The 25,946-nt window shown below is 63.1% G+C and carries 20 protein-coding genes and 1 tRNA gene; 10 read left to right on the top strand and 11 right to left on the bottom strand.

Annotated features, from left to right (window positions below):
* Positions 1-434: 434 nt before the first annotated feature.
* Complete coding sequence (locus ACSQ3Z_RS08660; RefSeq protein ID WP_436170879.1) at positions 435-1,100, bottom strand: tetratricopeptide repeat protein; 666 nt, start codon at positions 1,098-1,100, stop codon at positions 435-437.
* A gap of 163 nt (positions 1,101-1,263) precedes the next feature.
* On the opposite strand from ACSQ3Z_RS08660, the gene ACSQ3Z_RS08655 reads away from it, so the two are divergent.
* Entirely contained in the window at positions 1,264-1,464 is a 201-nt protein-coding gene (locus ACSQ3Z_RS08655; protein ID WP_436170878.1) for a Gfo/Idh/MocA family protein, read from the top strand.
* Entirely contained in the window at positions 1,455-1,826 is a 372-nt protein-coding gene (locus tag ACSQ3Z_RS08650) for a Gfo/Idh/MocA family protein (protein ID WP_436170877.1), read from the top strand. Before ACSQ3Z_RS08655 ends, ACSQ3Z_RS08650 begins: the two co-directional genes overlap by 10 nt.
* A 52-nt stretch (positions 1,827-1,878) precedes the next feature.
* Here ACSQ3Z_RS08650 and ACSQ3Z_RS08645 read toward each other — a convergent pair.
* A tRNA-His gene (locus ACSQ3Z_RS08645) sits at positions 1,879-1,955 on the bottom strand.
* Between the two features lie 345 nt (positions 1,956-2,300).
* On the bottom strand, positions 2,301-2,759 hold the full coding sequence (locus tag ACSQ3Z_RS08640; protein ID WP_436170876.1) for a phasin: 459 nt from the start codon (positions 2,757-2,759) through the stop codon (positions 2,301-2,303).
* Between the two features lie 246 nt (positions 2,760-3,005).
* Between ACSQ3Z_RS08640 and ACSQ3Z_RS08635 the strand changes: the two genes are divergently transcribed.
* Positions 3,006-6,902 carry a PAS domain S-box protein gene (locus ACSQ3Z_RS08635; RefSeq protein ID WP_436170875.1) on the top strand — a complete coding sequence of 1,299 codons (3,897 nt, stop codon included), beginning with the start codon at positions 3,006-3,008 and terminating at the stop codon, positions 6,900-6,902.
* 317 nt (positions 6,903-7,219) lie between these two features.
* Here ACSQ3Z_RS08635 and ACSQ3Z_RS08630 read toward each other — a convergent pair whose 3' ends face one another.
* Positions 7,220-9,190 carry an acetoacetate--CoA ligase gene (locus tag ACSQ3Z_RS08630; RefSeq protein ID WP_436170874.1) on the bottom strand — a complete coding sequence of 657 codons (1,971 nt, stop codon included), beginning with the start codon at positions 9,188-9,190 and terminating at the stop codon, positions 7,220-7,222.
* A gap of 223 nt (positions 9,191-9,413) precedes the next feature.
* Between ACSQ3Z_RS08630 and ACSQ3Z_RS08625 the strand changes: the two genes are divergently transcribed.
* Positions 9,414-11,267 carry an AsmA family protein gene (locus tag ACSQ3Z_RS08625; protein WP_436170873.1) on the top strand — a complete coding sequence of 618 codons (1,854 nt, stop codon included), beginning with the start codon at positions 9,414-9,416 and terminating at the stop codon, positions 11,265-11,267.
* 58 nt (positions 11,268-11,325) lie between these two features.
* Here the strand turns inward: ACSQ3Z_RS08625 and ACSQ3Z_RS08620 are convergent, their stop codons facing one another.
* From ACSQ3Z_RS08620 to ACSQ3Z_RS08595, 6 genes are all read right to left on the bottom strand, one after another.
* Positions 11,326-12,144, bottom strand: a complete 819-nt coding sequence (locus ACSQ3Z_RS08620) for an ABC transporter permease (RefSeq protein WP_436170872.1) — start codon at positions 12,142-12,144, stop codon at positions 11,326-11,328.
* Positions 12,141-13,112 (bottom strand): ABC transporter permease subunit, encoded by a 972-nt coding sequence (locus ACSQ3Z_RS08615; protein ID WP_436170871.1) that lies wholly within the window; start codon positions 13,110-13,112, stop codon positions 12,141-12,143. Before ACSQ3Z_RS08615 ends, ACSQ3Z_RS08620 begins: the two co-directional genes overlap by 4 nt.
* Positions 13,113-13,121: 9 nt before the next feature.
* Positions 13,122-14,261, bottom strand: a complete 1,140-nt coding sequence (locus tag ACSQ3Z_RS08610; RefSeq protein ID WP_436170870.1) for an ABC transporter ATP-binding protein — start codon at positions 14,259-14,261, stop codon at positions 13,122-13,124.
* Between the two features lie 166 nt (positions 14,262-14,427).
* Complete coding sequence (locus ACSQ3Z_RS08605) at positions 14,428-15,525, bottom strand: polyamine ABC transporter substrate-binding protein (protein WP_436170869.1); 1,098 nt, start codon at positions 15,523-15,525, stop codon at positions 14,428-14,430.
* Positions 15,526-15,886: 361 nt separating this feature from the next.
* Positions 15,887-16,837, bottom strand: a complete 951-nt coding sequence (locus tag ACSQ3Z_RS08600; protein ID WP_436170868.1) for a DMT family transporter — start codon at positions 16,835-16,837, stop codon at positions 15,887-15,889.
* 145 nt (positions 16,838-16,982) lie between these two features.
* Entirely contained in the window at positions 16,983-18,431 is a 1,449-nt protein-coding gene (locus ACSQ3Z_RS08595; RefSeq protein WP_436170867.1) for a helix-turn-helix domain-containing protein, read from the bottom strand.
* A 248-nt stretch (positions 18,432-18,679) separates the two neighbouring features.
* Here ACSQ3Z_RS08595 and aceA point away from each other — a divergent pair, with 248 nt between their 5' ends.
* The 3 genes from aceA to ACSQ3Z_RS08580 all read left to right on the top strand — a co-directional run bounded on the left by aceA (position 18,680) and on the right by ACSQ3Z_RS08580 (position 20,974).
* The gene (gene aceA / locus ACSQ3Z_RS08590) at positions 18,680-19,969 is read left to right on the top strand and encodes an isocitrate lyase (protein WP_436170866.1); all 1,290 of its coding nucleotides are present in this window, start codon (positions 18,680-18,682) and stop codon (positions 19,967-19,969) included.
* A gap of 57 nt (positions 19,970-20,026) precedes the next feature.
* The gene (locus ACSQ3Z_RS08585) at positions 20,027-20,269 is read left to right on the top strand and encodes an SMc00767 family acetate metabolism repressor (RefSeq protein ID WP_006202762.1); all 243 of its coding nucleotides are present in this window, start codon (positions 20,027-20,029) and stop codon (positions 20,267-20,269) included.
* A gap of 243 nt (positions 20,270-20,512) precedes the next feature.
* Positions 20,513-20,974 carry a response regulator gene (locus ACSQ3Z_RS08580; protein WP_436170865.1) on the top strand — a complete coding sequence of 154 codons (462 nt, stop codon included), beginning with the start codon at positions 20,513-20,515 and terminating at the stop codon, positions 20,972-20,974.
* Positions 20,975-21,016: 42 nt separating this feature from the next.
* Here the strand turns inward: ACSQ3Z_RS08580 and ACSQ3Z_RS08575 are convergent, their stop codons facing one another.
* A complete protein-coding gene (locus ACSQ3Z_RS08575; RefSeq protein ID WP_436170864.1) occupies positions 21,017-21,733 on the bottom strand; it encodes an HAD family hydrolase in 717 nt (238 codons plus the stop codon).
* A gap of 155 nt (positions 21,734-21,888) precedes the next feature.
* On the opposite strand from ACSQ3Z_RS08575, the gene ACSQ3Z_RS08570 reads away from it, so the two are divergent.
* From ACSQ3Z_RS08570 to ACSQ3Z_RS08560, 3 genes are all read left to right on the top strand, one after another.
* A complete protein-coding gene (locus tag ACSQ3Z_RS08570; RefSeq protein ID WP_436170863.1) occupies positions 21,889-23,325 on the top strand; it encodes a glutamine synthetase family protein in 1,437 nt (478 codons plus the stop codon).
* 139 nt (positions 23,326-23,464) lie between these two features.
* Positions 23,465-24,751 carry an NAD(P)/FAD-dependent oxidoreductase gene (locus ACSQ3Z_RS08565; protein ID WP_436170862.1) on the top strand — a complete coding sequence of 429 codons (1,287 nt, stop codon included), beginning with the start codon at positions 23,465-23,467 and terminating at the stop codon, positions 24,749-24,751.
* 264 nt (positions 24,752-25,015) lie between these two features.
* A complete protein-coding gene (locus ACSQ3Z_RS08560; protein ID WP_436170861.1) occupies positions 25,016-25,900 on the top strand; it encodes an SH3 domain-containing protein in 885 nt (294 codons plus the stop codon).
* The last annotated feature ends 46 nt before the right edge of the window (positions 25,901-25,946 follow it).

The raw sequence follows: 25,946 nt of genomic DNA, 5'->3' as shown, positions 1-25,946 counted from the left end.
GCAGAAGACGAGACACTGAAGCAGAAATCAGATCGAGCCGATCAATCGGCTCCATGAGGTTGTAAGAGCGACGCGATGTGATGGCGAGACCGGTCAGGTCGGGAACAGGGATAACCCATGCGATGTCGGAGGCATCATAGCCTGCAAAGCAGATTGGGACCTTGTTCGCCGACCCCATCAGGGCCAGCAGCTTCGAACGGCTGCATGAACAGGCCGGACAGAAGACTGCACCCGACCAATGCGCCAGAACAACGAATTACCTCTTGCAATGTGGGAGCCATCCACAGAGGACATCGCAGGATCCATCACCAACGTCGTACTCGCGCGCCATCAACCGACATTGATCGATGGAACCCACGGGCATTGCCCTCACAGCCAAAAGACGAGCCTATGTCCTGACCAGAGCAAGCCGGCGATCCAAAACGATGCGCTCTTTAGTCGGGAAGGCCAGCCTTGCGGTAGCCTTCGACGAAGCGCTGGAGCACTTCCTCGTTGTCGAATGGCTGGGATGTTGCCCAGTGCCTGATGCTGAAATGGGGATCGCTCATCATGAAAAATTCCGCCTCCTGACGGGCTTCATCCAGGCGCCCGAGCTCCGCGAGGGCCGCCGCAAGCAAGCGCCGCGACGTGGTGCGGTAGGTTTCCGGCTTGCGCAAAGCCTCAACCGCGGATTGATAGTCGCCGAGCGCATAATAGGCTTGGCCTGCCATCCAATAGTACCATCCCGGTGGGCGCGGATTGAGCCGCAACGCCCGCTTCACGAATTCGACGCCCTTGACCGCGTCGCCCCTCAGGGTGATGAGATCCGAGCGCATCGCCCAGGCATCGGCATGATTAGGATCAAGCTTGAAGGTTGCCTCGAACTCGGCATCCGATTCCGCGTAACGCCGTTCGTGACCAAGTATGATGCCCAGCCCCCAGCGGTTCCCGGCATCGTTAGGGTCGAGCGCAACTGCCCGCTGCGCTTCCGCGAGCGAGCGAGGCTGGTTGGTTTCTTTCGGCTCGTTCCAGAACAGCCAGCCGAGCCAAAGGTTGAGGGCCAGCCAGCAATGTGCTTCGGCATAGTCAGGATCGAGTCCGATCGCCTTTTCCAGGAGCATGCGCGCTTCCCGCGCGTCTAACCCGGTCTGAAAACTGACGCCGCGGGCTCGCACGCAAAGGTCATAGGAGACTCGTCGGCCGTTTGCGCGCCGGCTGTCCGGCCAAGCATTTGCGGTTCGCGAGGGCCTCGATGCCACCTGTTCCTATGACGACTACAAGGCGATGATCAGTGGAGAGTTGTCTCGCGAGGACAGGATAGACGCCGTCGCCATCTGTACGCCGAATTTCACGCACTTCCCCATCAGCAAGGCGTTCTTGGAAGCGGGCTTTGACGTCATTTGCGAAAAGCCGCTAACGGCGACCCTGGAAGACGCCATCGCACTAGAAAAGCTGGTGCGCGACACCGACAGGTCATGGGCGTGACCTACACGTATTCGGGTTATCCGATGGTGCATGAAGCACGGCACATGGTCGCCACCGGTCAACTCGGAAAGATCCGGACCATCCAGGTCGAATATCCGCTTGAGTGGATGGCGACTGCGATCGAGACAGAGGGCAACGTCCAGGCAGCTTGGCGTACCGATCCCAAAAAGAACGGCAGAGGTGGCTCGATCGGCGACATCGGCACGCATGCCTACCACCTTGCGGGGTCCGTCTCTGGAATTAAGCTCGAGTCACTTACTGCAGATCTCGCCACGTTCGTTCAAGGGCGGGCGCTCGACGACAACGCGCATATGATGCTTCGCTATCAAGATGGCGCCCGCGGTCTTGCGATACAAATTTAATCGCCAAAATGTAAAATTTCGCAACAAATTCAATAACTTAACTGAAAAACGATGGTACCGTTGGCTGGGATCGAACCAGCGACCTCCGGATCCACAATCCGGCGCTCTAACCAGCTGAGCTACAACGGCACGTCTGCCTAAGCAGGATCCAGGTGAAGCTTGTTCTCCGGGACCCGAACTGTCGTTCGGCGATGCGTCCAATACGGGCTATCGGATCTTAATTCAAGGCCTTTGAGAAGCAAAGGTACGGTTCTACAAACCGCGCCGGATTCCGCCAGACAAAAGAAAAGGCCGGCGGGAGGAGGTGCCGGCCTTTTCCTGTTACGAGCCAGCGGGAGGAGGTGCTGGCTGGTCACCCCGGGGAGCAGAGGGAGGAGGTTCCACTCGCCGGGTATTCACTTGGTCACTTTATCGCACATCTATTTGTCTGACGAAATGCGACGTTTTGATGCATCGCCAGGACGTGCGCAAATATTAGGCGGCCTTGATGTCCTTCAGGGCCTTCTCGAAAGCGGTCTTGACCGGCTTGGAGACGTCCTCGGCAGCCTTGGAAGCAACGGCCTGGAATTCCTTGGCCTGCTCGACGGTCGTCTCGACACGCTTGCGCAGGAACGCGGTCTGCAGCTCGACGACTTCCGACAGCGACTTGGCGCCGATCAGGGCTTCGAGATGCGAGAAGCCGGCTTCGGCATTGGCGCGCAGAGCGGCAATGGTCTTGAGCGACAGGTCGCTGGAAACGGTCTTGGCGGTCTCGTAGGTCGACTCCAGAACCTTCTGGGTCTCCTCAGCGCCGGTCTTCAGCTTGGTGTAGGCCTCTTTCGACTGCTCGACGCCCTTTTCGGCGAAAGCGCGAATCTGGTCGGTGGTCTTGGAAGCATCGAAGGTCGGGAATTCAACGTTCTCGATCGTCTCGCCGGTCTTGGTCTTGGACATTTTCCATCCTTTTCAGTGGTAGCGGCTTTGACAGAAAGCCGTCTCGTTCATGTATAATGGCAATATAGAGGTTTTTTTGTGCGATGCAACATCTTTGTTGCGGTGCACCATAAAATTCTTCCCCACCGTTAACCAAGAGCCCAGAGATTCCGACCGCTGCACGTCATAGCTTGTGGACCTTCGCCCCGCCGGCTTTTATTAACAAAGCGTTAACTGAAATTGCCCGCCGAGGGATTCGCCAAGCGCATGCCGCCTGAAAACTACTCCTTCCTCGACGTCGCCGTGCTCGACGCGGTCCGCCAGCGCTTCGCCGCCGGCGACGCGATCGCCATATTGTCGGCGGACCTCGAACAGGTGATCTGGGCCAATGGGCCCGGGGCCGCGGTGTTCGGCTACCCGGATATCGAGGCCATCATCGGCGCCTCGGCACGGCTGCCGTTGATCGCCCGGCGCCAGATCATGGCGACCAGCAGCTTTCCGGAAATCGGCAGCGACCGCGCCATCACAGTCAGGCTGGCGACCGGCCTCAGCAGCCGTGCCGTCGGCTTCCTAGCCAGCGCGGTCAGGATGCCGGATGGCGAGCATGCGATCATGCTGGTGTTGCCGGCGGCGCAAACCGGCTCGCGCAGCCCGGCCGAAATCGCCAGCCGCGCCATTGGCGGCTTTACCGAGGTCGGCCATTTCATCGCCTTCATCAACGCCGCGGGCCGTGTCGAGGCCGCCTCGGACGGCTTTGCGGCGCTCGGGATCCTGCCCGAGACGCTGGCGGCGCTTGTCGCCGATGTGGCGAACGAGGACGACCGTATCGTCAAGCGCCTGGTTCCGGGCGGAGCCAATTCCTATCCGGCCGGGCTCGCCCGGCTGACCGATGCGCGCCACCTGCTGGTGGTCATCGACGAAGACCAACTCGACGATGAAGGGGCCGTTGGTGAGCCCTACACTGCATCGGCAGAAGACAACAAGGCTGCCCGGCCAGAGACGGGTCAGGACAATGAGCCCACGACAACACCTCCGACGGGTGCAGCAACGGAAGTGACGCAGGACGCCGGCAGCGTTGTGCGGCCGGCCGACGAGCAGCCTGCCCCTTCGGCGACGCAGAGCCCGGACGACAGTGACCGGCAAACAACGGGCGGAGCACTGGCGCAACACGAACACTGGTACTTCAACGCCGGCGGGGATGAGGCGAGACAGCCGAACCGGTCAGGCACGCCGGCGCAGGTCGAGGCACCGGAACCCGACGCCCCGGCCGAAAGCAGGGCCGCTTCTCCCACTGAGCGCCCCGCCGCTGCGACAATCGACCGTTCTGCGCCGCCGCTGCGCTTCGTCTGGCGCACCGATGCCGAAGGCAGGTTCAGCGCTCTATCGGCGGAATTCGCCGGGATCGTCGGCAAGCCTGCCGCCGATGTGATCGGCCGCCGCTTCAAGGATGTGGCTGCCACTTTCGGTCTCGATGCCTCGGGCGAGATTGCCGGCCTGCTGGAGCGGCGCGACACCTGGTCCGGCCGTTCGGTGCTGTGGCCGGTGGCCGGCACCGATCTCAAGATACCAGTCGATCTGGCGGCATTGCCGGTCTATGGCCGCAGCCGCGCCTTCGAAGGTTTTCGCGGTTTCGGCGTTGCCCGCAGCGGCGACGCGGTGGCCGATCCGGAAGCGATCGGCATGGCGCTTGTCCCAAATGGCGAGACGCACGGGCCTAGCGAGCCGGCGGTCGAGGCGCCCGAGAGGGAGACAGCCGAGCCGGCCGACCCGTTCAAGGGCGAAGTGCCGGCGCTGACCATCGTGCCGAAGCCGGAACGCCGCTTCGCCGACAAGGTGATCCGGCTGGCCGAGCATCGGCAACCGGCCAACGATAAGGGCCTGTCGACCCTGGAGCGCAGCGCCTTCCGCGAGATCGGCGAGCGCCTGAAGAAAGACAGCGCGACCCCGGTCGAACAGCCGCCGGCCGCGGAGACCCGGGCCAAGGAGGCGAAGCCAGCCGCCGACAGGGATGCCCCGATCGAGGCGACCGGGCTGGCTGACCAGGCCTCGCCTGAGCAGTCGGGTGCCGCACAGGGGCCGGCTGCCGATGCCGGGGAGCAAGCGGCGACCGTCAGCGAACCGGCGGATGGGGAAATACCGCCGGCCTCGGCGGAAAGCGAAACGGCAGCGGGTGAACCGCCCAAGAGCGACGCCGAGGACGAGAAGGATCTGGCGCGGCTCGATGGCGCGCAGCCGGACGAAGACAGCGAAGAGGAGCCGACGGCGTCTGCCGTTTCAGGTTCGCTGCTCGACTATGCCGACCACACGGACGAACCCGGCCAGGTCGCGGACAATAGCGACGACGCGCCGGTTTCCCCGGACCGGGCGGCAACGGCGCCAGAAGCTACCAAGACTGACGATGTCGAGCCGGCCGTTGCCGAGACGCCGGCTACGCGCGCCGGCGACGACAGCATGACGGCCGACGATTTCCGCGACGCCGAGGACAGCGAGGATTGGGCGCGATCCGGCGAGGACACCGCTGCTTCCGCAGAGCAAGCCGCTTCGTTGGCAAAAGACAACCTCTCCGACGCGGCCGTGCCCCCGCCAGAGCGGCCGCTGCTCGAGGTGCCGCCGCTCAAGCTCGACGGGTTCCTGCCCTCGGCTTTCTCAACCGGGGATGAGACCAAAGCCCCTGATACATCGATCATCGGCAAGCTGCCGGTGCCGCTGCTCATCCATTCCGGCGACGAGCTTCACTACGCCAATGACGAATTCCTCCATCTGACCGGCTATGACGCGCTCGATGATTTGGCCGATGCCGGAGGCCTCGGCGCCTTGTTTGCCGATCATTACTCCGACGACGGCGCTGCCGACGAAAGCGATCGCGCGCTCAGGCTGAAGACGCGCGACGGGCAGGAATTCCCGATCGACGCCATCCTGCGCTCGGTTCCGTGGCGCGGCGGCAAGGCGCTGATGCTGGTGGTGCGCCGTTCAGGCGAGGACGAGGCGCCGGCCGCGGCCCTTCATGGCCTGTCGGACGAGCCGACCCAGCCTGATGTTTCCGAGCTCAAAAGCCGCATTGCCGAAATGCGTACCATCATCGACACCGCCACCGACGGCGTGGTGCTGATCGGTCGCGACGGCGCGATCCGTTCGATCAGCCGTCCGGCGGAAGCGCTGTTCGGCTTCGACAGTGACGAGGTGGCCGGCAAGCCGTTCGCCTCGCTGTTCGCCATCGAGAGCCAGCGCGCGGCGCGCGACTATCTCAACGGGCTCTCCGAGCCCGGCGTCGCAAGCGTGATGAATGACGGCCGCGAGGTGATCGGGCGCGAGGCGCAAGGCCGCTTCATTCCGCTGTTCATGACCATCGGCAGGCTGCCCAGCGACAGCGGCTTCTGCGCCGTGGTGCGCGACATCACGCAGTGGAAGCGAGCCGAGGAAGATCTTACCCAGGCGCGCGCCGTGGCCGAGCGCGCCTCCTCGCAGAAGACGGATTTCCTGGCGCGCATCAGCCATGAGATCCGCACGCCGCTCAATGCCATCATCGGCTTTTCCGAACTGATGGTGGACGAGAAATTCGGCCCGGTGGCGAACGACCGCTACCGCGACTATCTGCGCGATATCAACCGCTCGGGCAACCACGTGCTCGACCTCGTCAACGACCTGCTCGACATTTCGAAGATCGAGGCCGGCCAGCAGGAGATGGACTACGAGGCGGTGTCGCTCAACGATACGCTAGCCGAGACGGTGGCGATGATGCAGCCGCAGGCCAATCGCGAACGCGTTATCATCCGCTCCAGCTTCGCTTCGCGGCTGCCGGAGGTGGTGGCGGATTTGCGCAGCGTGCGCCAGATCGCGCTCAACATCCTGTCCAACGCCATCCGCTACACGCAGGCCGGTGGCCAGGTCATCGTCTCGACCGCCTACGAGACCTCGGGCGATGTCGTCATGCGTGTGCGCGACACCGGCATCGGCATGAGCCAGGCCGAGATCGAGCAGGCGCTGAAGCCGTTCAAGCAGATCAATGCGCTGAAGCGCGGACGCGGTGATGGCACCGGTCTCGGACTGCCGCTGACCAAGGCGATGGTCGAGGCCAACCGGGCCCGGTTCAGCATCAACTCCACGCCCGGCGAAGGCACGCTCGTCGAAGTCGCCTTCCCCTCGACCCGCGTGCTGGCGGAGTAGACCCCGATCCATTGCTTTATGCAGCAAAAGAAAAGGCGTCCAGTGGACGCCTTAGGTAATGAGATTGCTGTCACAATGGGGCTTGAGCGAAACTGATCCTCAGGGGACGAGGACGGGATTTCTCCCTCAAGTTACGTGCGACTATCGGCGCCGGCCCTTAACAAATCCTTACCGGCCGGCCGGAAAATTTACGAATGTGTACCACTCATGAAATCTAGGTAAATTCGACCGAGATAATTCGTTAACCAGCGCGAATGGCCATTTTAGCCATGCATGCCGTTCTCCCAAAACCGCTACACACTTTTGGGCGGCATGCATCAGTCGGCAAGCTGCGGCAGATTTTTGAACAGTTCCAGCGCCTCGGGATTGACGAGCGCTTCCTTGTTCTTGATGGCGCGGCCATGCACGACGTCGCGTACCGCAAGTTCGGTGATCTTGCCCGATTTGGTACGCGGAATGTCGGTGACGGCGACGATCTTTGCCGGCACGTGGCGAGGGCTCGCCCCGATGCGGATTTTCGCGCGGATGCGTTTTTCCAGATCGGCGTCCAGCACCACGCCGGTGGCCAGCCGCACGAACAGCACGACGCGCACGTCATTGTCGAAATCCTGGCCGATGCACAGCGCCTCGAGGATCTCCGGCATCTGCTCGACCTGGTTGTAGATCTCCGCGGTGCCGATCCTGACGCCGCCCGGATTGAGCGTCGCGTCGGAGCGGCCATGGATGATCAGGCCGCCATGCGCCGTCCACTCGGCGAAGTCGCCGTGGCACCAGACATTGTCGAAGCGCTCGAAATAGGCGGCCTTGTACTTCTTGCCCTCGGGGTCGTTCCAGAAGCCGATCGGCATTGCCGGAAACGCTTTTGCGCAGACCAGCTCGCCCTTCTCCTGCCGGACCGGCCTGCCGTCGTCGTCCCAGACGTCGACGGCAAGGCCGAGGCCGGGTCCCTGGATCTCGCCGGTCCATACCGGCTCCGTCGGCACGCCGAGCACGAAGCAGGAGACGATGTCGGTGCCACCGGAGATCGAGGCCAGATGCACGTCCTTCTTGATGCCGTCATAGACGAAGCGGAAATCCTCCGGCGACAGCGGCGAACCGGTCGAGGAGATGGTGCGCACGGTCGAAAGGTCATGCGTGCGGGCAGGCTGAAGGCCAGCCTTGCGCACGGAATCGATGAATTTCGCCGAGGTGCCGAAATAGGTCATCTTCTCGGCGTCGGCGAAGTCGAACAGCGCGTTGCCGTCCGGGTAGAAAGGCGAGCCGTCATAGTGCAGCAGCGTCGCACCCGATGCCAGGCCGGAGACCAACCAGTTCCACATCATCCAGCCGCAGGTGGTGAAGTAGAAGAAGCGGTCGCCGTCGAGCAGGCCGGCATGCAGGCGCTGTTCCTTGACATGCTGGATCAACGTACCGCCGGCCGAGTGGACGATGCATTTGGGGATGCCGGTCGTACCTGAGGAAAACAGGATGTAGAGCGGGTGCGCGAACGGCAGCCTCTCGAAGCTGACCGGCTTGGCGGCAAAGGGAGACAGGGCCTCCTCCAGGGCATCCGCCCTGTCGATGGTCGCCGCGACATCGGCCGATGTGCCGAGATAGTCGACGATCAGGATCTTGCGGACGGAAGGCAGCTTTGCCGCCACCGCCGCGATCTTGTCGGCGACTTCGATCGCCTTGCCATTGTACCAATAGCCGTCCGGCGCGATGAAGACGACCGGCTCGATCTGGCCGAAACGGTCAAGCACGCCCTGCTCGCCGAAATCGGGAGAGCAGGACGACCAGACGGCGCCGATCGAGGCCGCCGCCAGCATGGCGGCCACGGTCTCGGGCATATTGGGCATCATGGCGGCGATGCGGTCGCCCTTCTTCACCTTCAGCGATAGGAAAAGCTGCTGCAGACGCGAGGTCAGCGCGTGCAACTCATTCCAGGACAGCCGCCGCTCGACCTTGTCCTCGCCGCGAAAGACGATCGCCTCACCGGACCCGGTTTTCTTCAAAAGGTTCTCGGCGAAATTCAGCGTCGCGTCGGGATAGAAGGCTGCCCCCGGCATCCTTTCGCCATCGATCAACACGCGGCTGCCCCCACCGGTGCTCTTGTCGCCGACGATACCGCAAAAATCCCAGACCAGGTCCCAGAACGTCTCGCGATCGTCGATCGACCAGCGGTGAAGCTCTGCATAGGAGGCGAAGGAGAGACCGGTTTTCGCCGCAGCGGCCTTCATGAAGGCCGTCATCGGCGCGGCGCCGATCTGGTCTTGCGTCGGGATCCAGAGTGGTGCGTCGGCAGCCATGATCGTTCCTCCACGGGCTGCATCGCTTATGCATATCGCAGCGCAGCAGAGCAAGATTTTGTTCCGACAAGCGATGACGCATCGGGAAAACCGCCGGCAAAGCAGACGTCCGTGGCTGTTGGTGTGCGCAAATGCCATCGCCGGGCCATAAAGACTTGAAATGCGTCAGCGCTGGGTTACACCCGTCGGGCGATTTGTCGGCAATGGAAGCAACCGGGGCGATATGCGATCATCTTTGATCCGGCGCGGAATATGGGTGATCGGCGTTGCCGTGCTCGTCATCGCGCTGGTTGTCGCCGCCCTGCCGCTGTTTGCCTCGACCCGCATCGTGCGCGACCGCATCGCTTGGGAGATGAGCGCCTGGAGCGGCTTCAGGGTCACCATCCAGGGCTCGCCGCGCATCGAGGTCTGGCCGAAATTCCGGGCCATTCTGAGCGACGTGACGCTTTCGCAGTGGACCGAGACCGACGCACCGCCGGTGATCGAAGCCGAGCGCGTCGAGGTCGACCTCTCCGCCATGGCGGCATTGCGCGGCGACGTGGTGTTTTCCACCGCGCGGCTGGTGCGGCCGACGATCAGGGTCCAGCACGCGGCAAACGGCTTCTACCTGCCGGCCATTCCGTCCGGCGGACGCATCACGCGCTCGATCGACACGGCGCGCGGCGTGGTCAATGCCGATCCGACCAAACCCGATCTCAGCAAGCTGCCGGCCGATCCGTTCGGCACGGTGGAGTTCAGGGACGGCCGCATCGTGGCTTTGGTCGGCGGCAAGGAGATTGAAATCCTGAGCAGCCTCACCGGCCAGGCGAACTGGGCGGCGATGAACAGCAACGCGACGATGTCGGCGACCGGCATCTGGCGCGGCGAAAGCGTCGCCGTCGATTTCGCATCGCCAAACCCGTTGGTGCTGTTTGCCGGCGGTGCCGCGCCGATCACGCTGTCCTTCAAGGCCGCACCGGCGACCTTTTCCTTCGACGGCGTGGCCTCGATGTCGGAGAACGGCTATTTCGACGGCCAGGCAAAATTTGCCGCCCCATCGCTGAGGCGCGTGCTCGAATGGTCGCAGGCTGGCATCGCGCCAAATGCAGCGATCGGCTCCGTCTCGGTCGCCAGCAAGGTGACGGCGGCGGCCGGCCGGGTGAAATTCGAAAACACCACTGTAGCGCTCGACAACAATCCGGGCATGGGGGCGCTGGACTTCTCCTTCGGCGAGTCCCTGCCCGTCATCTCCGGCACGCTCGCCTTTGACACGCTCGATCTCCGGTCGTTTCTGTCCGCTTTCACGCCGCTGGCGCCGACGGGCGAAGCCGGACCCGGCGAAATCAACACCAGTTTTGCCGACAAGATCAATCTCGACCTGCGGCTGTCAGCGGCGCACGCCACGGCCGGACCCGTCCAGCTTGCCGACGTCGCCGCCACGGCACAGGTCAAGAACGGGCTTGCCGTCTTCGACATTTCGGATGCCTCGGCATTCGGGGGCAACATCCAGAGCAGCCTGCGTTTCGACCGCAAGCCCGAAGGCACGCAGGTCGAGATCCGGCTTCTCGCCTCCGACGTCGATGGCGGCGCCTTCGCCACCGCGGCCGGCATGACGCGGCTGGTGCCGGTCGGAACCGCAACGGTCTCGGTCATACTGAAAGGGCCGGGCAAATCCTGGGATTCGATCTTCGAAAACGCCGACGGCTCGGTCACGGCGACATTCGGACCGGGCGCGCTCACCGGCCTCAACCTGCCCGCCTTCCTCAAGCGCACCGAACAGGGCGGGTTCTTCGCGCTCGACGATGTCTCCAACGGGACGCTGCCGATCGACGGCGCTGAGATCAAGGCAAGCATCTCGAGGGGCGTAGCGAGGCTGGACAAGGCCGAGGCCAATTCGGCCAAGTCCAAGATCTGGCTTTCCGGCATCGCCTCCTATGCCGGACGTGGCCTGGCGCTGTCGGGCGGCGTCATCCAGCCGGAACAGGCGGCCAAGCAGCCGAATGGGCAGCAAGGGCCCAGCCAGTCGTCCTTCTTCGTCGGCGGAACCTGGAGCACGCCGTTCATCTCGCCGATCAGCCGCGGCATTTCAGGCGAGTAGAGCCTCCTCTTCAGCCGAACGCCCGTTCCCGATCCATCATCTGACTACTGCAGCTTGATCAGCCGCGCTGCGCCGCCTGCTCGTCGAGCTGGCGCTGCACTTCACGCCGCTTGTTGGCGAGCGAGGCGATGATGACGCCGACTGCAACGACGGCGATCAGAATGGTGCAGGCGGCGTTGATTTCCGGCGTTACGCCGAGGCGAACCTGGCTGTAGATCTTCATCGGTAAGGTTGTGGCGCCAGGCCCCGAGGTGAAGCTGGCGATGACCAGGTCGTCGAGCGACAGCGTGAAGGCCAGCATCCAGCCGGAGACGATCGCCGGCATGATGACCGGCAGCGTGATCTGGAAGAAGGTCTTCACCGGTGTCGCGCCAAGATCCATCGCGGCTTCTTCCAACGAACGGTCGAAGCTGATGAGGCGCGACTGCACGACGACGGCGACAAAGCACATGGTCAGCGTGATATGGGCAAGTGTTACGGTGACGAAGCCGCGGTCGAGGCCGACAGCGACGAAGAGCAGCAGCAGCGACAGGCCGGTGATGACCTCAGGCATGACCAGCGGGGCAAAGACCATGCCCGAAAACAGCACCCTGCCCCTGAAGCGCGTGTACCTGGTCAAGGTGAGCGCCGCCAAGGTGCCGAGCACAGTGGCCACCGTGGCCGAGATGACGCCGACGCGGGCCGTTACCCAGGCGGCGTCCATCAGGCCCTGGTTGTGGAACAGCGAGACGTACCATTTGGTCGAGAAGCCACCCCAGACGGTGACCAGTTTCGACTCGTTGAACGAGAAGACGATGAGCAGGACGATCGGCAGGTAAAGGAAGGCAAAGCCCAATATGATCGAGGTGATGTTGAAGCGGCTCCAGGTGGCGTTCATTTGCCTTGCTCCTGGGCGCGCGCCTGGGCCTGCTGGAAGAGCATGATCGGCACGATCAGCAGCAGCAGCAAGATGACGGCGACGGCCGACGACACCGGCCAGTCCCGGTTGGCGAAGAACTCGTTCCACAGCGTCTTGCCGATCATCAGCGTCTGCGAGCCGCCAAGCAGGTCGGGGATGACGAACTCGCCGACGGCCGGGATGAACACCAGGAGGCAGCCGGCGATGACGCCAGGCAGCGACAGCGGAAAGGTGATCTTCCAGAAGGCGCTGGTTGGCGGGCAGCCGAGATCCTTGGCCGCCTCGATCAGCGAGTAATCCATCTTCTCCAGCGACGAATAAAGCGGTAGCACCATGAACGGCAGATAGGAATAAACGATGCCGATGAAGATCGCCGTGTAGGTGTTGAGGATGATCAACGGCTGGCTGATGATGCCGGTGGCGAGCAGCAGCTGATTGAGCAGCCCCTCGGGCTTGAGGATGCCGATCCAGGCGTAGACGCGGATCAGGAACGAGGTCCAGAACGGCAGGATGACCAGCATCAGCAGGGTCGGGCGGATCGTTGCCGGGGCGCGCGACATGCCGTAGGCGATCGGATAGCCGACGAGCAGGGTCAGGACCGTCGAGATCGCGGCGATGATGACGCTGGTCACATAGGCGTTGAAATAGAGCGCGTCCTCGGTCAGCCAGGTGTAGTTGTCGATGCTGAGCTGCTTGAGCTGATCAAAAAAGCCGGAAATGCCGCCGCTGAAGTCAAGCACCGGCGTGTAGGGCGGCATGGCGATCGCGGTCTGCGACAGCGAGATCTTGAAGACGATGATGAAGGGGATGAGGAAGAAGAACAGCAGCCAGAGATAGGGGATGATGATGACCAGACGGCCGACGAAAGCCGCTCCCAGTCTGGCCAGCGGGGACTTGGCGGCATCTGCCGACGGGGACGTTGTTGCAGCGGCGGCGGCGTTCGACATGATCGCCCCCTACCGTGTCAGCACGACGCCGGCATCGGACCGGAAAGAAACCCAGGCGCGGTCGTTCCAGCTCAGCGGATCTTCGGTCACGCGCGCCGCGTTCATCGTGCTCGCCCGCACCATCTGCCCGTCATCCAACCTGACGTGATAGACCGTCATGTCGCCGAGATAGGCGATGTCGTAGACTTCGCCTTCGAGCGCATTGACCGCTTCGGCCGGCTTCTTCGACGAAATCTTGATCTTCTCCGGCCTGATGGCGAAGACGATGTCGGCGCCCGCCGCGGCATCGCCGGCGTTCTCGACGACGATCTGGGCTCCGGTGGCACCGGAGATGCGGGTTGTCCTTGCCGTCCGCTCGGCAACCTTGCCTTCGAACATGTTCACGTTGCCGACGAAGTGGGCGACAAAGCGCGAGGCAGGCGCCTCGTAGACTTCGGGCGGCGTCGCCACCTGCATCACCTCGCCCTTGTCGAGGATGGCGATGCGATCGGCCATGGTCATCGCTTCTTCCTGGTCGTGGGTGACGACGACGAAGGTCAGGCCGAGCTTCTGCTGCAGGTCCATCAGCTCGAACTGCGTCTCCTCGCGCAGCTTCTTGTCCAGCGCGCCGAGCGGCTCGTCGAGCAGCAGCACCTTCGGCCGCTTGGCGACCGAGCGGGCGAGCGCCACGCGCTGGCGCTGGCCGCCCGACAATTGGTGCGGCTTGCGCTTGGCGAACTGCTCGAGCTTGACCAGCTTCAGCATCTCGGCGACGCGCGAAGCGATCTCGGGCTTCGGCATGCCGTCCTGCTTGAGGCCGAAGGCGATGTTGTTCTCGACCGTCATGTGCGGGAACAGCGCATAGGACTGGAACATCATGTTGACCGGCCGGCGGTAGGGCGGGATGCCGCGCAGATCCTGGCCGTCTAGCAGGATGCGGCCTGCGGTCGGTTCCTCGAAACCGGCAAGCATCCTGAGCAGCGTCGACTTTCCGCAGCCGGACGCGCCGAGCAGCGCGAAGAACTCGCGCTCGAAGATAGTCAGCGACAGATTGTTGACGGCGGTGAAGTCGCCGAACTTCTTGGTGACATTGTCGAACTGGATATACGGCTTGGCGTTCGGATCATTCCATGGCGCGAAATCCCTGCGGATGCTGCCAAGCGATTTCATATCCCCACTCCGTCTGCTGCTTGCCCCATCGTTTCACGGAAACGCAGAACCGCTCTATCTCTTTGTTTTGACGCAATTCCGGACGGAAAACCGTTTCACACTTTTCCTGGAATTGCTCCGAAAGATTTGACCCCGGCAGCTGGCTGCCGGGGTCGTGTCTAATCGCTTACTGGCCGGTGACGATCTTGGTCCAGGTGCGCGTTATCAGGCGCTGGGTCTTCGGATCGTAGGGCTGGACGGTATAGAGTTTCTGCAAGGTCGCAGCGTCCGGATAGATCGCCGGATCTTCGAGCACCGCCTTGTCGACGAACTGCTGCGAGGCCTTGTTGCCGTTGGCGTACAGCACATAGTTCGACGATTTGGCGATCACTTCGGGCTTCATCATATAGTTGAGGAATTCGAGCGCCTCGGCGACATGCGGCGCATCGGCCGGTATCGCCATCTGGTCGAACCACATCTGGGCGCCTTCCTTCGGCACGGCATAGCCGATCTCGACGCCCTGCTTGGCTTCGACGGCGCGATTGCGGGCCTGGAAGACGTCACCCGACCAGCCGACCGCCAGGCAGATGTCGCCATTGGCGAGCGCGTTGATGTATTCGGACGAGTGGAACTTTCTGATGTAAGGCCGAATCTTCAGCAGTGTTTCCTCGGCCTTGGCGATGTCGTCGGGCGATGTGCTGTTCGGATCGAGGCCGAGATATTTCAGCGCCGCCGGAATGATGTCGGCCGGCGAATCCAGCACGTAGACGCCGCAATCCTTCAGCTTGGCCAGGCTTTCCGGGTTGAAGAACGTGTCCCAGCTGTCGATCTTGTCGGTGCCCAGCGCTGCCTGCACCTTCTTGATGTTGTAGCCGATGCCGACGGTGCCCCACATGTAGTTGATCGAATACTCGTTGCCGGGGTCGTATTTGGCCGTCCGTTCCAGAACGGTATCCCACATGTTGGAGATGTTCGGCAGCTTCGACCTGTCGAGCTTCTGGAACACGCCGGCCTGGATCTGGCGGGCGAGGAAATTGCCGCTGGGCACGACGACGTCATAGCCACTGCCGCCGGCCAGGAGCTTGGTTTCGAGGATCTCGTTGGAATCGAAGGTGTCGTAGACGACCTTGATGCCGGTCTCCTTGGTGAAGTCGTCGATGATCGAACTGTCGATATAGTCGGACCAGTTGAAGACGTTGACGACGCGGTCCTCGGCATGACCGCCTATGGTGAAAAGTGTCAGAAATGCCGAAGTCGCCGAAAGCCAGAGCGCTTTGCGGATCATGCTATTCTCCTTTGGTGAGTGTTCCATCGCCGGTCCGTCGCGACAGCCGCGCGGCCGGGCATTTGCTTCAGATTGTTGGGTTTGCCGGAGAGCGGCAAGCCAGAGTTGGCGGAGCAGGCCTGGCTCGATGCCCGATCGGAGGATGAGCTTCCGTACCCATGCCAAGATCTTGAGGGCGTCTTGCCGCCGTCAGAAGCTTTCGCCACGGCGCGGGCAGGGATACGACGATCTGATCCGGTCGCGATCGGGCCGGGGGAGACACTTGGCAAGATACGCCTGTCTTGTTGTTGCCGTGCAAGCAGCCTGCCCGCCCAGCGACACCATTGTCAATGGCAAACGCGTGGGCAACCACGTCGCTGCATCAATTAGGCGATGGCACGCCGGCGACGCCTGGCCGCACGGGCCGGGTCTGGCGCGTGAATTCGAACCCGATGTGAACAAGCAGCGCGATGACCACGACCGCGCCGCCGATGATGGTGCGCGCCGACGGCACCTCGGAATGGACAAGCCAGACCCAGATCGGACCGAGGATCGGTTCGAAGGTGCCGAGGAGTGCGGCGACGGCGGCCGGGACCAACCGGGCGCCGGTGGCGAAGAAGACAAGGCCGACGCCGAGATTGATGACGCCAAAGGCAAACAGAAAACCCATGTCGTGGCTGGAAACGGCGAATGCCGATGCCTGAGACGCGGCGAAGGCGCCGGCCAGCATCGTGCCAAGGCAGGTCGCCGGCGTCATGCGCACATAGGCGAAGCGTCGGGTGATGACGGTGGCGATCGAGAACACGCAGGCGATGAGCAGCGCCAGACCGTCGCCGATGGGAGACACGGTACCGCCAAGCGATTCCGACACCATGATGGCGACGCCGGCAATGACGGCGGCGATTGCCAGCCAGGTCGCCCTGGTCACCCGCTCGCGAAACAGCAGCCAGGCAAGCAGCGCAGCCAGCAGCGGCACGCCGGCCTGCATCAACAGGATGTTGGCGACTGTGGTGTGGGCCAACGCGACGATGAACGAGGTCGATGCGATGGCGAAGCAGAAGGCCACGGCCAGGCCAGGCAGGCCCATGTCGCGAAACAATTTCAGCATGCCGCGCCAGCCGTCGCGCCAGGCCATGAACGCGATGAGAAAGGCGGCGGCCCAGGCCGAGCGCCAGAACACAATCGTCCAGTTGTCGGTGATGTCGATGAACCGGGCGATGGTGCCGCCAAAACTCCACACCAGCGCCGACAGAAACACCAGAAGCATGCCTATACGTTCCTCGCGTGGCGAGACGACCGGCGAAGAAGCACTTGGCGATGCGGTATCGGTCATGGTTGCCACTGTCGCGATTTTCAGGACGGCACGATGCGCGATGGACGACAGAAACGTGCTTCAATTGCGTAGGGCAAAGACGAAGGTCGGGCGAGGTCCACCGGATGGCGGCGGTTGTGACAACGGAATGCCGTCGCGAACCGCCTCACTGGAAATCGAAGGCGCTCAACCCGGTCACCATCTCGTCGAGACCGAGCGGGCGTGTCACCGGCGGCTCGGCGCGGGCGAGGCAGCCGATGCGTTCGCAGAGCCGGCAGGCGGGGCCGACCGGCGTGGCCGCGGCGGCGCTTTGTCCCGCCTTGCCGCTTGCGGCCGGACCCGGAAGGGCCGCGCCATAGACGATCTCGTCGCGAAAACCGATATCGCAGGCCAGCAGCAATGCGGTGCGTCGCGGACGCTCCGAGAACGAGCCTTGCGGGCCTTCCAGCGTGCGGGCGATGCAGAGGAATTCGGCGCCATCGGGCATCTCCACCGCCTCGACAAGGATCTGGCCCGGCAGCGTGAAGGCGGCGTGGACGGGAAGCTTTGGGCAGCCGCCGCCGAAACGGCTTTGCGGAAAGCCCTGGCTGCCCGCCTTGCGGAAGCGGTTGCCGGCATTGTCGACCTCGAGCATGAAGAATGGAACACCCTGCGCACCCGGCCGCTGCAGCATGGTCAGCCGGTTCGCCGCCTGTTCGAAGGACACCCCGAAGCGCGACCGCAGCACGTCGACGTCGTAGCGGGCGCGCACCGCGGCCGAATGGAAGGCCTGATAGGGCATCATCAAGGCATGCGCGGCGTAGCGGCCGAGTTCGAAGCGGGCCAGCCGGCGGGCCTCGTCGGTGGTCAGCTTCAAGCCTTGAATCTCCCCGGCGACCGCGACCGTCATGCGGATCAGGCAAGCCTCCATCGCCACTTCGCGCAACTGGTCGAACGGTGACAGCCGCTCGGACAGGAACAGGCGCTGCGAGTGGCGATCGTAGCGGCGGCGCCAGTTCGGCATGGTGGCGACCGGCAGCACCTTGACCACGATGCCGTATTCGCGCCTCAGCCAGGCCTTCAGCGCGCCGAACAGGTCGTCGCCCGGGTCGAGCAGCGCGGTGAAGGCCTCGGCCTCCTCCTCGAGCGCGGAAAAGTGGTTCGGCCGGCGCTCGAAAATCTCGTGTACCTCGTCGACCGGCAGACGGGCGCCGGAGAGCGCGGTGGCCCGGCCCTCGCGCGCCAGAAGTTCGCTGAGATCCGAAAGCCGCTCGGCCTGCTCGCGATAGGCGCGAAAAAGCTTGATCATCGCGGCCGAGGCGTTGGGGGCGGCCTCGGCCAGCTCTATCAATTCCTGGTCGCCCGGCAGTTCGCCCGAAAGCAGCGGGTCGCCGAACACTTCCTTCAAGGCCGATATCGACCCCCTCGCCTCGCCCTGCAATTCATGCGGATCAACCTTGTAGACGGATGCCAGCCTGAGGATCAGCTGAACCGTCAGCGGCCGCTGGTTGCGCTCGATGAGGTTGAGATAGGAGGGCGAAATGCCGAGGCCCTCGGCCATCGCCGTCTGGGTCAGTCCCTTGGCGTTGCGGATGCGGCGGATGCGCGGCCCGGCGAAGATTTTCTGGTCGGCCATCGTCTATCCTTGACAGGATTTTACACAAACGCAGCGCGGTAGGCGGCGCATCATTCTTTACAATCATGACAAATTTACAGCGCCCGCCAGTCAAACACAACACAGGTTTTCTTTTATTTTCCGCTCGAAACGGCGGTTTCCCTCGCTTGTTTCGCGCCGCGATGTAAATGATGTCACACACACCAGCGACGCAGACCTACAATGACGCGGCGTTTCCGAGACCACCATCGAATGATCTGGAGTAACCAATGACCGATTTTTACAATCTCGTCCCGTCCGCACCTGAAGGCCGGTTCGACGGCATCGAACGGCCCTATTCGCCGGAGGATGTGAAGCGGTTGCGCGGGTCGGTCCAGATCCGCCAGAGCCTCGCCGAAATGGGCGCCAACCGGCTGTGGAAGCTCATCCACGAGGAGGATTTCGTCAACGCGCTCGGCGCCATGTCGGGCAACCAGGCCATGCAGCAGGTGCGCGCCGGGCTGAAGGCGATCTATCTGTCGGGATGGCAGGTTGCGGCCGACGCCAACACCGCGTCGGCGATGTATCCGGACCAGTCGCTCTATCCGGCCAACGCGGCACCCGAACTCGTCAAGCGCATCAACCGCACTCTTCAGCGCGCCGACCAGATCGAGACCTCCGAAGGCAAGGGGCTTTCGGTCGACACCTGGTTCGCGCCGATCGTCGCCGATGCGGAAGCCGGTTTCGGCGGACCGCTCAACGCCTTCGAGATCATGAAGGCCTTCATCGAGGCGGGCGCCGCCGGCGTCCACTATGAGGACCAGTTGGCATCGGAAAAGAAGTGCGGCCATCTCGGCGGCAAGGTGCTGATCCCGACCGCGGCGCATATCCGCAACCTCAATGCGGCACGCCTGGCGGCCGATGTCATGGGCACGCCGACGCTGGTCGTCGCGCGCACCGACGCCGAAGCGGCAAAGCTTTTGACCTCGGACATCGACGAGCGCGACCAGCCCTTCGTCGACTATGATGCCGGGCGCACGGTCGAAGGCTTCTATCACGTGAGGAATGGTATCGAGCCTTGCATTGCGCGGGCCATCGCCTACGCGCCTTACGCGGACCTGATCTGGTGCGAGACCTCGAAGCCTGACCTGGCCCAGGCCAAGAAGTTCGCCGAGGGCGTGCGCAAGCATCACCCGGGCAAGCTGCTCGCCTATAATTGCTCGCCGTCGTTCAACTGGAAGAAGAACCTCGACGACGCGACCATCGCCAAATTCCAGCGGGAACTCGGCGCCATGGGCTACAAGTTCCAGTTCATCACGCTGGCCGGTTTCCACCAGCTCAATTTCGGTATGTTCGAACTGGCCCGCGGCTACAAGGCGCGGCAGATGGCGGCCTATTCGGAACTGCAGGAGGCCGAGTTCGCGGCGGAAGCCCATGGCTACACCGCGACCAAGCACCAGCGAGAGGTCGGCACCGGCTATTTCGACGCCGTGTCGATGGCGATCACCGGCGGCCAGTCGTCGACCACGGCAATGCATGAATCGACCGAACACGCCCAGTTCAAGCCAGCAGCGGAATAACAAGGCAAGACAACCAGAGGAAACGCCCGAGAGGGCAAGGACACAAGGAGAAGACCAATGGCATCGATAAGCCGCGTCAAGGAACGGGCCGAAGAACAGTCGACCACGATGAGCGTCGACCAGCAGGCGACCATCCGCATGCTGGCCAACGATCTGCACAGGCTCAACCAGTCGGTCATGAAGGCGGTCGAAGCCGGCGTCTCGGTCGAGCTCGTGCGCTCGGCGCGGCACCATGGCGGCGACGGCAATTGGGGCGACCTGTTGATCCCGGTGATCGTCACCCAGCAGAGCCACGGCTGACCAGATTCCGCAGCTGCTCGCTTCGCGAGCGTGCTTTCAGCGATGCAGTCTCGCCCGCGCGGTTACGCGCGGGCGACTTTCGTTCTAGCACTACTGTCAGGAATAGAACTTGCACTAAATTTTAGCTTTTCTTGCAATATTGTAGATGCCTGCCGTTTCAGCTTGACACCGGCATTGATCTCACGCCATTTGTGCTCCAGGTTTCAACCCTGCATTGAAACAGAGATGAGTGCCCGCCCGCCCATGTCCCCTTTGAATCGCGAGACCAGGACTGTAAAATACCTCAATCTGTCGGAACGCGCCGCGAGCATCGAGATGGTAACGGACTTCTCACAGGTGCTCGTCGTTGGGAAATCACCGATCAACCGGGTCGTGGTTTCGAAAATCGTCGAGAAATCCGGGCTAAAGCCGATCTCGGAATCACCCGAGACGGCGGCGAAGGCGCTGCGTTCCCTCATCCCCGGCGCGATCGTGCTGGACGGCGGAGCCGACAACAAGGACTGCGACACGCTGCTGTCCGGCATCGACGCACTGCGGCGCACATCGGGCAGGGCACTACCCTCGGTGGTCCTGCTTTCAACCAGGAATGGCACGCCGGAGAGCCTGGGCCTGTCGAGCGTGATCGACGTCGTGGTCGCCAAGCCGATCACACCCGAAAGGCTACAACCGGTGATCGACCGGTTGATCGGATTGTGCCGCAGCTGACGGCTTGAATTTGCGGCGGCCGGTTCAATGGCCGCGATGTCATCAGCCTGATGTCGCGATGCTCTCGACCAGAGCGGGCAGTTCGCCGAGATCGGCGATCTGGCGAAAGCGTGGCGCGGTCGCCGGCGGCTCGATATGTTCGAGCACCCAGGTCAATTCATGCGGCACGTGGATGCCCCAGCTGCCGGCCTCGATGGCCGGCACCACATCGGACTTGAGCGAGTTGCCGACCATCATGCTCTTCTCGGGCCCGTCGCCATGACGGCCGAAGATCCTGGCGTAGGTGGCTGCGCTCTTGTCGCTGACGATCTCGACGGCATCGAACAAATCGCCCAGACCCGATTGCGCCAGCTTGCGCTCCTGGTCGAAGAGATCGCCCTTGGTGATCAGCACCAGGCGATAGGCGCCGGCAAGTCTTTCCACCGTCTCGCGTGCGTGGGGAAGCGGCTCGATCGGGTGGCTGAGCATGTCGCGGCCGGCGGCGAGGATTTCAGCGATGACGGGCGCCGGCACGCGGCCCTCGGTGATCTCGATCGCGGTCTCGATCATCGACAAGGTGAACCCCTTGATGCCGAAACCGTAGACGCCAAGGTTGCGCCTCTCGGCCTCCAGCAGTCTTGCCGAAATGTGCTCGGCATCGCCGTGATCGGCGAGCAGCCCGGCGAAGCGCTTCTCGGTCATGCGGAAGAACTGCTCGTTCTGCCATAGCGTGTCATCGGCATCGAAGCCGATCGTGGTCAATTTACGGGTGTCTTGCATTCGACGCCTTCCACTGGGACCGCCCGAGTCTGCGGTGGCCGAAACCTAAGATGCCTGCAGCGATTTTCAACTGGCAGGGCGAACCCAACCGGGCTCCCCTTCCCTTCCATCACCAGCCACGGCTATACTCCAAAATCCGAAACCCAATCTGGTGAATGATGCCGCCTGCGAAAAAAGAAGTCCGTCCGTCGAGCCGCGGAGGACGTGTCCGTACGCCTGCCTTTGTGAAAAACCAACGTGGCGTCAAGAACTGGAAGGAAGTCAGCGCCTGGCTGGAATGGCGCGGCATCGAAGATATCGAATGCATCACGCCGGACCAGGCCGGTGTCGCCCGCGGCAAGATGATGCCGTCGAAGAAGTTTACCTCCAACACCTCGCTGGCTCTGCCTTCGGCGGTGTTCATGACGACGATTTCCGGCGGTTATCCGGAGGACGGCAACGGCTTCCACTATCCGGAGGACGACGGCGACCTCAAGCTGATGCCCGACCTTTCGACACTGACCGTGGTGCCGTGGGAAGAGGATCCGACGGCGGCGGTGATCTGCGATCTCGTCCACCAGGACGGCCGCTCGGTCGAGTTCACGCCGCGCAACGTGCTGAAGCGCGTGCTGGCGGCCTACGACAAGCGCGGCCTGAAGCCGGTGGTGGCGCCTGAGATCGAATTCTACCTGGTGCGCAAGAATCCCGATCCGGACTATCCGCTGACGCCACCGGTCGGGCGCTCGGGGCGGCCTATCGGCGGCGGCGCCGGCTATTCGATCGCAGGCGTCAACGAGTTCGACGAGTTGATCGACGACATCTACCATTTCTCCGAAAGCCAAGGCCTGGAGATCGACACGCTGATCCATGAGGAGGGCGCGGGTCAGCTCGAGATCAATCTGCGCCACGGCGACCCGATCGAACTCGCCGACCAGGTTTTCATGTTCAAGCGCACCATCCGCGAGGCGGCGCTGAAGCACGAGATCTATGCCACCTTCATGGCCAAGCCGATCCAGGGCCAGCCCGGCTCGGCCATGCACATCCACCAGTCGATCATCGACAAGAAGACCGGCCGCAATGTCTTCTCGGCCGAGGACGGTTCGGAAACGGACGCCTTCTTCCACTTCATCGGCGGCATGCAGAAGCATGTGCCGAACGCGCTGGTGATGTTCGCGCCCTACGTCAATTCCTACCGCCGGCTGACGCAGGCGGCCTCGGCGCCGGTCAACAACAAATGGGGCTATGACAACCGCACCACGGCTTTCCGTGTACCGCGCTCCGATCCGGCGGCGCGGCGCGTCGAAAACCGCATCCCCTCGTCCGATGCCAATCCCTATCTGGCGCTGGCCGCGTCGCTGGCCTGCGGGCTGATCGGCATGACCAACAAGATCAAGGCCGAGCCGCCGGTGCTGACGACCGCCAACGAAGACGAGATCGACCTGCCGCGCGGCCTGCTCGAAGCCGTCGACTTGTTCGAAGGCGACGAGGAACTGGGAGCGATCCTCGGCAAGTCGTTCACCGCAACCTACGCGGCGATCAAGCGGGCGGAATTCGAGACCTTCATGGAAGTGATCAGCCCGTGGGAGCGGGAGTATTTGTTATTGAATGTGTGAAGGAGTGAGTAGCGAATAGGGAGTAGTAAGGGTTGGTCGCCGCCGGCGCCTACCGTCTTACCTCTCCTCGCGCTTCTGTTCACTATTCACTATTCACCACTCACTATTCGCTACTCACTCTCTCATTCCCGACACCATCATGAATTACCAATCCCCCATTTCCCCCGGCCTCTCCTGGTATGAGGATAGCGCAGGGCCGCGAGCTGAATATCCGGCGCTCGACGGCGACCGGTCTTGCGACGTCGTCGTTGTCGGCGGCGGCTTCACCGGGCTGTCGGCGGCGGCGCATCTGGCCAAGTCGGGCAGCAATGTCGTGCTGATCGAGGCACACCGGTTCGGCGACGGCGCGTCGGGCCGCAATGGCGGCCAGCTCGGCACCGGCCAACGCGCCTGGGCCGAGGAACTGGAAGCCGAATACGGCTTTGCCCGCGCCAAGGCGCTGTTCGACCTTGCCGAAGAGGCCAAGGCGCATCTCCTCGAATTCGCCGCCGCCAACAGCATCGAGATCGACTACATGCCGGGCCAGCTGTCGGTGGCGCACAAGCAGCGTTACGTCGACGACTACAAGGCGCATGCCGAGATCATGGCGAGCCGCTTCAACTATCCGCACATGACCTTCATGGACGCCAAGGAGACGGCGGAGCGGCTGGGTTCGACCGCCTATTTCGGCGGCACCCGCGACATCGGCACGGGGCATATCCACCCGCTGAAGCTGCTGATCGGTACGGCAAGGGTGGCAGCGGAAGCGGGCGCCCAGCTGTTCGAGCAGACGCCGTCGACCGGCATCAGCTCCAGTGGCGGCAAGGTGAGGGTCACGACACCGAAAGGCACGATCACTGCCGAGAAATGCCTGATCGGCGTCAACGCCTATGGCGGCACACTGGAGCCGGTGAGCGCTGCACACATCATGCCGATCGGCTCCTTCATCGGCGCGACGGTGCCGCTCGGGGCTGACACAAAAGTGCTGCCGGGCGGCGAAGCCGTCGACGATTCCCGCTTCGTCGTGCGCTATTTCCGCAAGACAGGGGACGGCCGTCTGCTGTTTGGCGGACGTGAGATCTATGCGGTCAAAGATCCGAAGGACATCCATATCCACATCCGCCGGCAGATCTCGGAGCTCTATCCCGAGTTGAGGGATGTCGAGATCACCCACGGCTGGGGCGGCTATGTCGGCATCACGGTGCCCAGAAAGCCGTTCGTGCGCGAGGTGATGCCGAATGTCATCTCGGCCGGCGGCTATTCCGGCCACGGCGTCATGCTGTCCAACTTCTTCGGCAAACTCTATGCCGAGACGGTCGCCGGCAATCGCGACCGGCTGAAGCTGATTGAGGACCTGAAGATCCCGCCCTTCCCGGGTGGCCGGCGCTTCCGCACGCCGCTGCTGTTCCTGGCGCTCAATTGGTTCGCCCTGCGGGACAGGATCTAACAAAGGCATCTCCGCGCGGAATCATACTGTTAAGTCTGCTGTTGGCTTGCCCAAGCGACACGTTGCAGAATCCTTAACAAGTGTGCAAAATTCCCGCCAAGGGCGCACTGATGCCACAATCGCCGGCAAAAGGTACCGGTTCTGGGCTATCAAACGGGGACTTCCGCGGGCATGCCCGCTTAGGTTTTTGGGACCGATGCCGATCGAAAGCCGGATTCCGGCGCCGATCGAAAGAACGTCGGCCCGTATGTTGGAGGTAGTGGAGTGAACGAGCCCTTCAGTTTCGGTGCGCCGGAACGGCGGCGCTTCGCCATGCAGTTCGGTTATGAGATGCGGCCCACTTTCTGGCAGGGTGTCCGCTCGAACTCACATCTGGTGATCGCAGCGGTCGGTACCGCGGCACTGCTTGGCGTCGCGGGCGTGGCGCTGTGGCTGGCATTGCCGGCCAACGACCGGCAAGCCATCGCGAGCCCCGAGCAGACCGTTCCAGCCGTTCCGGTGAAGACAACCAAGATTGCGCCCCCGACCGCGAACGCGACGGTCGCCGTGGCAGCACCGCAGGCAGCGCGCAAGGCCGACGCGGTTTCACCGGCGGTGGCGGCCAAGGAGGCCAACATCCCGGCGCTGGCGGCCAATGACCCGCGCTGGTCCGGTGCGGACACGGAAGCCACGACCACCCCTGCCAGCACGGCGGCGGCCGCCCCCTCCGGGCAGGCGGCAAACCAGCCCGCGGACGAAAGCGCCAAGCCATCGGCGGCGGCCTTCGCCGAACCAGCAGCGAAAAACGACGCAACGACTGCGCTATCCGCGGTCGCAGCACCAGAAGAAGCAGCGACGGACGACAGCATGGACGGCGCACAGACCGCCGCCATTCCCACACCAAAGCCGCAGGTTGCGGCGGCGAGTGCTGCTGCCAGCGAAGGCGACGACAGCCAGGCCCAGGCCAAGCCACAGAAAGCGAGCGCCGCCACCGGACGCATCCTGAAGGCCGTCACGATGCGGGCCGGTCCGAAACAGAAAGCCGCCGCCATGCTCACCGTGCCGGCCAAGACTTCGGTACAGGTCATAAGCTGCAAGAAATGGTGCCAGATCGTCTACAACGGCAAACGCGGCTGGATCTACAAGACCTACATCAAGACCGGCGCCTGACGATCGGCAGTGGCGGTTGAGCGCCGGGTAGCAGCCGGCACAGCCG

This window comes from Mesorhizobium sp. LjNodule214, from assembly GCF_964252735.1.
Taxonomy (GTDB): Bacteria; Pseudomonadota; Alphaproteobacteria; order Rhizobiales; family Rhizobiaceae; genus Mesorhizobium.
The sequence above is the reverse complement of the archived record's forward strand: the minus strand, read 5'-3'. Positions and strand labels throughout refer to the sequence as shown.